Source organism: Vibrio penaeicida (assembly GCF_002933855.1).
GTDB lineage: Bacteria > Pseudomonadota > Gammaproteobacteria > Enterobacterales > Vibrionaceae > Vibrio > Vibrio penaeicida_A.
Window position 1 is genome coordinate 22,514 of the sequence record NZ_BFAQ01000024.1, and the last position, 9,304, is coordinate 31,817.

11 protein-coding genes are annotated in these 9,304 nt (G+C 45.2%); 8 read left to right on the forward strand and 3 right to left on the reverse strand.

From position 1 onward, the window contains the following. Nucleotides 1-80: 80 nt before the first annotated feature. The 5 genes from VPNCDNU1_RS14280 (at nt 81) to arsJ (ending at nt 4,792) form a co-directional block, all read left to right on the forward strand. Nucleotides 81-1,340 carry an EAL and HDOD domain-containing protein gene (locus tag VPNCDNU1_RS14280; protein ID WP_104400944.1) on the forward strand — a complete coding sequence of 420 codons (1,260 nt, stop codon included), beginning with the start codon at nt 81-83 and terminating at the stop codon, nt 1,338-1,340. Nucleotides 1,341-1,468: 128 nt separating this feature from the next. Beyond that, nucleotides 1,469-1,801, forward strand: coding sequence for a metalloregulator ArsR/SmtB family transcription factor (locus tag VPNCDNU1_RS14285; protein ID WP_104400945.1), 333 nt, complete (start codon nt 1,469-1,471; stop codon nt 1,799-1,801). A 118-nt stretch (nt 1,802-1,919) separates the two neighbouring features. Further along, nucleotides 1,920-2,921: an ArsJ-associated glyceraldehyde-3-phosphate dehydrogenase gene (locus VPNCDNU1_RS14290; protein WP_101115648.1), complete on the forward strand. Its 1,002-nt coding sequence runs from the start codon at nt 1,920-1,922 to the stop codon at nt 2,919-2,921. 12 nt (nt 2,922-2,933) lie between these two features. After that, entirely contained in the window at nt 2,934-3,437 is a 504-nt protein-coding gene (locus VPNCDNU1_RS14295; protein ID WP_104400946.1) for a cyclin-dependent kinase inhibitor 3 family protein, read from the forward strand. A 116-nt stretch (nt 3,438-3,553) separates the two neighbouring features. Continuing rightward, nucleotides 3,554-4,792, forward strand: coding sequence for an organoarsenical effux MFS transporter ArsJ (gene arsJ / locus VPNCDNU1_RS14300; RefSeq protein ID WP_104400947.1), 1,239 nt, complete (start codon nt 3,554-3,556; stop codon nt 4,790-4,792). Between the two features lie 85 nt (nt 4,793-4,877). Here the strand turns inward: arsJ and VPNCDNU1_RS14305 are convergent, their stop codons facing one another. Together VPNCDNU1_RS14305 and VPNCDNU1_RS14310 are read right to left on the reverse strand one after the other, a co-directional pair. Next, on the reverse strand, nt 4,878-5,348 hold the full coding sequence (locus tag VPNCDNU1_RS14305; RefSeq protein WP_101115651.1) for a Dps family protein: 471 nt from the start codon (nt 5,346-5,348) through the stop codon (nt 4,878-4,880). 124 nt (nt 5,349-5,472) lie between these two features. After that, nucleotides 5,473-6,303 carry a LysR family transcriptional regulator gene (locus tag VPNCDNU1_RS14310; protein WP_104400948.1) on the reverse strand — a complete coding sequence of 277 codons (831 nt, stop codon included), beginning with the start codon at nt 6,301-6,303 and terminating at the stop codon, nt 5,473-5,475. Nucleotides 6,304-6,428: 125 nt separating this feature from the next. Between VPNCDNU1_RS14310 and VPNCDNU1_RS14315 the strand changes: the two genes are divergently transcribed. Together VPNCDNU1_RS14315 and VPNCDNU1_RS14320 are read left to right on the forward strand one after the other, a co-directional pair. Beyond that, nucleotides 6,429-7,148 (forward strand): SDR family oxidoreductase, encoded by a 720-nt coding sequence (locus VPNCDNU1_RS14315; protein WP_104400949.1) that lies wholly within the window; start codon nt 6,429-6,431, stop codon nt 7,146-7,148. A gap of 144 nt (nt 7,149-7,292) precedes the next feature. Further along, nucleotides 7,293-8,312 (forward strand): acyltransferase, encoded by a 1,020-nt coding sequence (locus VPNCDNU1_RS14320; RefSeq protein WP_104400950.1) that lies wholly within the window; start codon nt 7,293-7,295, stop codon nt 8,310-8,312. 33 nt (nt 8,313-8,345) lie between these two features. Here the strand turns inward: VPNCDNU1_RS14320 and VPNCDNU1_RS14325 are convergent, their stop codons facing one another. Next, on the reverse strand, nt 8,346-8,675 hold the full coding sequence (locus VPNCDNU1_RS14325) for a DUF2500 domain-containing protein (RefSeq protein ID WP_104400951.1): 330 nt from the start codon (nt 8,673-8,675) through the stop codon (nt 8,346-8,348). 234 nt (nt 8,676-8,909) lie between these two features. Between VPNCDNU1_RS14325 and VPNCDNU1_RS14330 the strand changes: the two genes are divergently transcribed. Beyond that, a complete protein-coding gene (locus VPNCDNU1_RS14330) occupies nt 8,910-9,275 on the forward strand; it encodes a DUF4145 domain-containing protein (protein ID WP_104400952.1) in 366 nt (121 codons plus the stop codon). Nucleotides 9,276-9,304: the final 29 nt, after the last annotated feature.

The window sequence follows — 9,304 nt, forward strand, 5'->3', positions numbered from 1 at the left end:
TTGGACTACCGATACGCATGGAAATACGGTATCTTCTCGAACCAGTGATACCTTTAGTTTGTGGTTTTGGGTAATTATCTATGTACACCTATGTTGCACGGCAACCTATTCTGAATAATAAATGCCAAACCATAGGCTATGAACTGCTGTTCAGAGACGGGGAGCACAACGCATTTCCCATTCATGTCGACTCAAATCGAGCGACTTACCGATTGATCGTAGAGAACTTCCTATCTTTTGGAAGTAATGCGACGTCTAAAGCTTCTCGCTATTTCATTAACTTTCCGCATGAAAGCTTGGTTCGCCTTCTTCCTATGGCATTGCCCAAAGAGCAAATCATTGTCGAAGTATTGGAAACATGCCGCCCAACCGACGATTTACTGCAAGCGATCCGCTATTTACACCGCCACGGTTACGCTATTGCGTTGGACGATTTTGATTTGGGAGCCGAATGGGAGCGATTTGTCCCTTACGCAAAAATCATCAAGATAGATCTGATGCAAGTGGGGATCGATCAAGCGTGTGAATATGTTCGTCAAAAGATAGCTGCTGGGTCAAAATGTAAATTCTTAGCCGAGCGTGTTGAGACGTATCAGGAATTTGAAGCGGCTCGCGAAGCGGGTTTCGATTTCTTCCAAGGATTTTTCTTTAGTAAGCCAGAAGTTATCCGTAATCGCGCAGTCAAACCAGAACAAATGCTTGCGCTTGAGCTATTTCAAGAAGTTTGCCAAGCTGATGTCGACTACGATCGCGTCGAAATGTTGGTGACTCAGGATGTGACGCTCAGCTATCAACTGCTGCGTTTTGTAAATGGTATGACACCAAGAATTTCCGTGCCTATTTCCTCTTTTAGGCAAGCATTGGTCTACCTTGGACAGGATAAGCTTAAACAGTTTGTTTCTTTGGTTGTTGCTTCTTATGTTTCGAACAAAAAACCATTGGAACTGCATAAGCTGTCTTTACAGCGTGCGCGTTTCTGTCATCTAATGACTCGCTATCGTCCCTTTGATAGCCAACGTGATCAAGCGTTCATCATTGGGTTGTTCTCATTGTTGGATTCCTTTCTCGACCATTCAATGGACAGCTTACTTGAACAACTCCCATTATGTGCCGAAATCAACATTGCTTTGCTCCAGCGTGAGGGTCCGTTAGGTCAGTTGTTGACTCTTGAAGAACGCTTTGAGAATGCTGACTGGGATGGCGTTGAAAGTTTGTGCCAATCACTTCAGCTGAAAGTGGACGATGTGCGAAATGAACTTCATGAAGCGATGAACTGGAGTGAGCACATGCAAGCGATGATTCTGACTAATATGAAGCCATCTAAAGCTGTCGGGGAATAATTGAGCTGATTGATCCACTGTACCCCCTTCCTTTTATATGACAATTCTATGAATTTACTCTTTCTCTCTTGACCTAAGGTCGTTATTTTTTAATATATATGGATATGCGAATATATTAAGAGATGACTATGTTACCTCACCTGTTCTTCAAGATGCTGTCAGACGAAACGCGTTTGAGATGCTTACTGCTGCTCGCCCGAGAGGGCAGTCTTTGTGTATGTGAATTAATGGATGCATTGGAAGAAAGCCAGCCCAAAATCTCACGCCACCTAGCACAATTAAGGCAATCCGGTGTGTTGTTGGATGAACGCCGAGGGCAATGGGTGTATTACCAAATCTCTTCAGACTTACCTGAATGGTTAAGCAACGTGATTGACGGTATTGCCACTTCAGAAGGTTTGAAAGTGCAATATCAAGCCGATATAGAACGTTTGAATCGCGCTGACAGACCATGCCAGTAGCTTTACACCCAATTACCTAAGGATACCCAATTACCTAAGGATACCCAATTACCTAAGGATACCCAATTACCTAGAGGTTACTTGGGTGCAACAGTTTCCCTAAATGGAAGATAAAACGATGACGATTAAAGTAGGAATTAACGGTTTTGGCAGAATAGGTCGCTTAGCATTGCGCGCGGCGTTTGATTGGTCCGAAATCGAATTTGTTCACATTAACGATGTGGCAGGAAATGCAGAAACCTTAGGTCACTTGCTGGAGTTTGATTCCGTTCAGGGGCGCTGGCACCATGAAGTGAGTGTCGATAATGGCGATATTGTTATCAATGATCAGCGAATCTCGACGTCTCAAAATGCCTCCATTGCGGATACTGATTGGTCTGGCTGTGATGTGGTGATTGAAGCAACAGGTGTGCATCGCAAAACCTCGTTCCTGAACCAGTATTTAGATCAAGGTGTAAAACGTGTTGTGGTTTCAGCGCCAGTTAAAGAAGAGGGCATCGCTAACATCGTAGTAGGTGTGAACGACCATATCTTTGATCCTGCGACGCATAAAATTGTTACCGCAGCTTCTTGCACCACCAACTGCATTGCGCCTGTTGTGAAAGTTATCCATGAGAAATTGGGGATAGCACAAGCTTCTTTCACCACGATTCACGATTTAACCAACACTCAAACCATTTTAGATGCACCCCATAAAGACCTTCGCCGTGCACGTGCATGTGGGATGAGTTTAATTCCAACCACAACGGGCAGCGCGACCGCGATTGTGGAAATTTTCCCAGAGTTAAAAGACAAGATTAACGGACACGCAGTGCGCGTACCTTTAGCTAATGCCTCTTTAACCGACATCATTTTTGATGTGAAAAAGGATACCACTCCAGAAGAAGTGAACGCCTTGCTAAAAGAAGCATCTGAAGGCGAACTGAAGGGGATTCTTGGTTTTGAAGAGCGTCCACTGGTATCGATCGATTATAAAGGCGACCAACGCTCTACTATTGTCGATGCGCTTTCAACCATGGTAGTCGGAACGCGAATGGTGAAAATCTATGCGTGGTATGACAATGAAATGGGCTACGCGACTCGTACTGCTGAGTTGGTTCGTAACGTTGGTTTGGCGTAAAGAGGAAAAAACATGTCTCACCCTACTTGGAATTTAGATTTAGAAATCGGTGGTTTGGTTTTAACGCCTTGTCCGGGTACAAAAGGCGTTTCATTAGAGGACTCTCTGAAGCAGCTTCAATCTCAAGGTGTGCAAGCGATAGTCACCGCTTTGAATGATGCCGAACTTGCCAGCAAAGACGTTGCAGAGCTTGGGGCATTAACCGAGCAATTGGGTATGAAGTGGTTTCAAATTGAAATTGAAGACGATTGTGCACCGAGCGAAGCGTTTGATATTAAGTGGCAAAACGCCAGCCCAGACTTGCACGCCATTCTAGAAGAAGACGGCAACGTAGCCATGCACTGCATGGGAGGGTCTGGTCGTACTGGTTTGTTCGCCGCTCACCTATTGCTGGAACAAGGCTGGGCGTTGGATGACATCATCCGGGAAGTTCAGGCACTTCGTCCGGGCGCGTTTACCAAACCTGTACAAGTTGATTACATCGAGCGTGTGGCATCCGACTATACATCGAAGTAAGGCGATCTCTAGTGAGCTAGATTGATCGTTTAAAAGCTTTGGGATCATGATGATCTCAAAGCTCTATTATCTAGGTCGACAGACCTTAGCCCTTACGGCCAAACATGGGAGTTTTCATGTTTTCAGGTTTGAGTAAAAGTGTTCGCCAATACATGTTGGTGACGTTCAACTATTGGAACTTCACACTCACCGATGGTGCACTCAGAATGCTGGTGGTGCTGTATTTCCATGATTTGGGTTACAGCACGTTGGCTATCGCCTCGCTGTTTCTTTTCTATGAATTTTTTGGAGTCGTAACCAATCTCATTGGGGGGTGGCTAGGGGCTAGGCTAGGCTTGAACCGAACCATGAATATCGGTTTAGGAATGCAAATCGTTGCCTTGGTGATGCTAGCGGTGCCTGCGATGTGGCTCACCATTCCTTGGGTTATGGCGGCGCAAGCGCTTTCGGGAATTGCTAAAGATCTGAACAAGATGAGTGCCAAAAGTGCCATTAAAACGCTGGTGCCGGAAGAAGACCAAGGTGGGTTGTACAAATGGGTCGCTATCCTCACTGGTTCTAAGAATGCGCTTAAAGGTGCGGGCTTCTTTATTGGTGGATTATTACTGTCTCTTATCGGCTTTAAAGCGTCGGTATTGGCAATGGCCGGTGTGTTATCTTTGGTGTTGGTTGGCAGCCTAATCGCACTTGAAAGCAACATGGGGAAGGCGAAGAACAAACCTAAATTCAGCCAAATCTTCTCTAAGTCTGAAAGCATCAATATCCTTTCTGCAGCTCGTATGTTTTTGTTCGGTGCACGAGATGTTTGGTTTGTTGTGGCGTTACCTGTTTATCTCGGTTCAGTATTTGGTTGGGATCACCTATGGGTGGGCGGGTTTCTCGCGAGTTGGGTTATTGCCTATGGTTTGGTACAAGGTTTTGCACCAAACATTACCGGTAAAGCGCAAGGGCGTGTCCCCGATGGTTCCGCTGCATTGTATTGGGCACTGCTGTTGGCAGGCATCACGGGTGTGATTGCGTATGCCGTTCAAATGTCGTGGTATCCACAGTGGGTTATCGTTATTGGCTTAATGGTCTTTGGGGCAGTATTTGCGGTTAACTCGTCTCTGCATTCTTACCTAATAGTGAGCTATGCCAAAGGCGACGGGGTTTCGCTCGACGTCGGCTTTTACTACATGGCCAACGCAATGGGAAGGCTGATAGGTACGGTTTTATCAGGCTGGGTCTTTCAGGTGGCAGGATTGTCGGCGTGTTTGTGGGTGTCTTTCGGCTTCTTAGTGTTAACCGCTGCAATCAGTATTAAGTTGCCCAAACATAATTTGCAACAGCCTAAAACTAAAAAAGCCCGGCATTAAGCCGGGTTAAAGAGGGGGAACTCTAAAGCGGGTAAATTACCCAAATAGTGCAAGGATTATGTTCTAAGGCTCGGGTCTACAGACCTTACTGAAGCCAAGCGTTCAGCATCCACACGAGTTTTTCTTGTTCACGGATGTAATCACCCATTTGTGCGGCGGTGCCTTCATCGTCTGCGTCGCCTGCTACTGCAAGAATGTCGCGTTGCTGGCGGATAAGTTTCCCAAACCCATTCACAAGCCCAGTCATTGTGCTCTGACCATCAAATGCTTGAGTGTGTTCTTCTATCGTGCTGACTTCTAGGTACTCTGAGAAGCTATGCAGTGGTGTGTGACCAAGAGTTAGGATACGTTCTGCGATTTCATCCACCTTGGTTTGCAAGTCGGTGTAGATCTCTTCAAATTTTTCATGCAATTCGAAAAACGCGTGACCTTTGATATTCCAGTGATAACCGCGGCTGTTCATGTACAGCACCTGATAATTGGCGAGTAGCTGATTCAGCGCTTGTGCTAGGTCTTCTGATTGTTGTTGGTCTAAACCGATAAGTGTCGTATTCATAATGCTCTCCCAATGTTTTGACTGTTCTTCTTGGCTATGGGAGTAGAATAATCATATTTTTCTATTAGATAAAATCGATTGTAATTATGAATTTAATAGTTGAAATCTATTACTACAATGGTCCCTAGTTTCGGTTTAGCGTTTTCAATACCAATTGAAGGGCTGGGTTAAGGCTGGTATTGGTTGGATAGCACAGTCCGATCCGACGAAACATCCTTGGACCATTTAATGCCTTGGTGACCAGCATGTTAGATGCTTCTAATACCCCCGTTGGCAGAAAAGATATGCCCACTCCCGCCTGTGCCAAATGCATGACTTGCGTTTTATGCTCTGCTTTAGCAACCAAATTGACAGCGAGCCCATCACAGGCAAGTAGCCCAACCGTTTGCTGGTGGGCTTCGCACGGGGGGCATTCGATGAAATCATGTTGATGTAATTGGTTTAAATCCACCGCGTCTTGATTGGCTAAAGGGTGGTCGGGCAGCATGCAAAGGACGTAGTTTTCTTCCCAAAGTGGCGAGAAGATTTCGTCTTCTTGCTGAAACATATCCAAAGAGATTCGAGCATCGTAATCTGCGTTATGATCCACCAGTTCAATTAGTAAGCCTGGGGCGTGCTTAGCCAGCTTAGCCAGCAGCTTTGCCAGTTCTGATTGACTGATATCTGGAAAGGTGGCGAGTTTAATAGGTAGGCATTGGTTGCGTTCTTGGAACAACGAAGGCAGCTTTTGCACATCATGAAGTAAGCGGATTGCCAGCGGGTAAAGGTGATGAGCCTCGTCAGTCAGGTTGACGCCTTTTTTGTGTCTAACAAAAAGAGATGTACTTAACTCCTCTTCTAACTGCTTAATAGCGTTAGAGATAGAGGGCTGGGAGACAAAGCAGCGTTCTGCCGCGAGCGTAATGTTCTTCTCTTCGTAAACCGCAACAAAGCTTTTTAGTAAACGTAAATCCATAGTGGTCTTCTCATTTTTATCTATAACTTAAATTTATCATAAACCTCAGAAAACGATATTTATCATTTGTTTCTCTTATCCATATAGTGTTCTCCGTTCCCGTGAAACAGATAGAGAGAAAGAAAATGTCGAAGTTAATTGTAATTACAGGCGCAAGTTCTGGTATTGGTGAAGCCACCGCGAAAAAGTTGTCAGCAGAAGGCTACTCTTTGCTTTTACTGGCACGCCGAATTGAAAAACTGGAAGCACTAAACCTACCTAACACTTTATGCCGCAAGGTTGATGTAACCAATGTGAAAAGCTTTGAAGCCGCAATTGCAGAAGCGGAAGAAGCGTTTGGTCCGGTTGATGGTTTGATCAACAACGCAGGTGTGATGTTGTTGGGTAATGCGCACGAGCAAGATCCACAAGAGTGGAAAACCATGTTCGATGTGAACGTGATGGGTTTGTTGAATGGTATCCACGTGGTACTTGCGAAAATGAAAGCTCGCAAAGCCGGTACCGTCATCAATATCAGTAGCATTGCTGGTCGCAAAACATTTCCGAGCCACTCTGCGTACTGTGGCACTAAGTTTGCGGTGCACGCTATTACAGAAAACATTCGTGAAGAAGTGGCTGACGACAGCGTTCGAATGATCACCATTGCTCCAGGTGCCGTTGAAACAGAATTGCTAAGCCATACCACAAGCGATGAAATCAAAGCGGGTTATGAAGATTGGAAAGAGGGCATGGGTGGCGTGATTGTGCCAGAAGACATCGCGAATGCGATCAGCTACGCCTACAATCAACCACAAAATGTATGTGTGCGTGAAATCGTGATCGCCGCCACGCGTCAGCCTGCATAATGTGAGCTGTTCTAGTAAACAGAAAATGCTCACTTCTTTTTGACTGTGAGTTCCTTTTTTCTGACTGTAGTTAACTTTTCTGGCCTTAGTTAACATAGTGCTCCCGACATTTACTGATATATTTGGGGAAGTTGGGAGTACCTTATGCAACAAAGAATTTTCTATTTTGACCTATTGCGATGCATTGCGGCGGTTGCTGTTGTCGCTATTCATGTGCTCGGTCCGTATCGGCACTTACTCGGGGAGACCCCTATAGGTCATTGGCTCGGTGCGATAACGTTGAACAGCGCCATTCGTTGGGCTGTCCCTATTTTTATCATGATCACGGGGGCGTTGCTGCTCAGTGATCAGCGCCCATTTAACTTGCGCTATTACGTTCAAAGACGCGTGTTCAAAGTGGTTGTGCCATTTGTGGTTTGGTCGCTTTTTTTCGCGGTGATTGCCTCTTATTCCCTAACGGATGGACTGAGTCGTAACATACTAATAGAAAAAGTGTCGGCGTTTTTTTATCACGAAACCTATTATCACCTTGGCTTTTTTTATTACTTCATCCCGTTGTATTTTGTTGCGCCATTTCTGACTCACTTGGCTCAACACGCTGACCGCTCTCCGCTGATTGCATTGCTGGTGGTTTGGATGATAACCACGACACTGAATCTATTTTTTATCGATGGATTGTGGTCAAACGACTTGTGGCTTTTTTCGGGGTACTTGCTTCTAGGCTATTTGTTGTTTAAACAAGAAATCGTGTCCATGCCTTCCGTTTTACTGCTGGGAACTGTGGCGATAGCGGTGATTGCTTGTAATGCCTATCAAGTGATTACATTGAGTTTAGAGGCGGAACAATATCGAGTTGGACGATGGCTGTCGTACAAAACCATTAACACCGTGATAGAAGCTGCGGCGTTGTTTTTATTGGTGAGATACTGTGCCCCCAAGCTAAGTGATAAAGTGAAACGCTTGGTTTCGTTTGTCAGCCGTCATAGCTTGGGGATTTATCTTACGCACCCGTTGATACTCTTGCCTCTATATCAGTGGCAATGGTACGAAGATAATCACCCATTATGGGTTATCCCACTGTGGACGTGCATTGGATTCTTAGGCGCGCTATTGATGAGCTGGGGGCTGTCTAAGTCAAGTCATACAAGATGGTTGGTACCATAAAGCTACGTGGCTATCGAACTAGGTCAACAGGTCCTAACGCTTTATAGCAAAGTGCATGAACTTCTGACCTTTGTAAGTCAGTGTTCCTTTGTCACCAGGATTCAGAGCGTGATAGTAGTGAACGCCAATTTGGAATTCACGTTTAGGACCGACTTTACCTTTTTGAACGTAGATCCAATATTCTTGAGATTCTTCACCTTCTTTGGCTTCTGGCACGTCAATGATTTGTTTGTCTAAAACGGTCACTTCCGTTGTTTGCTCCGGCGCATCTTCACCAAAAGTATGGCGTTTTTGAAATTGAACAAAATACCAACCAGCAGCGAGCGCGAGAAGGAGTAATAAGGCAAACAGAGTAACAGGCATGAGGAAATATCATCTATGAAACACAATGGTGTTCAATTTTACTCTTACCAGGCGCTTCGTCATAGGAATGCGACACAAATCGTGATCTAGCTAGAGAATTTGTTGCGGTAAATGCGCTAAATTCAAACGAGGATAGCCATAAAACAGCGAGTTAGGTATATGCTGGGCAATAGGTTATGAAACTGGTTGTGTTGGCAAAGTATTACGCCAACTGTCCAGTAGGGAGGGACGGCAATGTCAGATATTGAAAAAGTCGTGACAAAGACCCGCAGGCTGGAAAAGTTGCTTAGGCAGCAATACCACGCATCTGGTGGGACAATGGAGCAGTTGATTTCAAGCTGCGAAGAACGATTACCTCATGACGTGATCGACAAGTTACGCTCTGTGGCGGCAACGAGAGATTCGCTTGTTAACGAGCATGAAGAAGAGCTCGATGACCCCATTCGCTTTTTAAAGCTGTGTGATGAATGTGAGAAAGAGCTTACACCGAGAAGTGGTCGATTTATCTGGGGGGTGGCACTGAGTCTAATGGTCGTGATTACACTCGCGGCTTTAAGTTTCTATTACGCGCACTGGCAAGAACTCAGTAAACATCTTTAAACAACAGAATTGGAACAAACAAAAAAGGG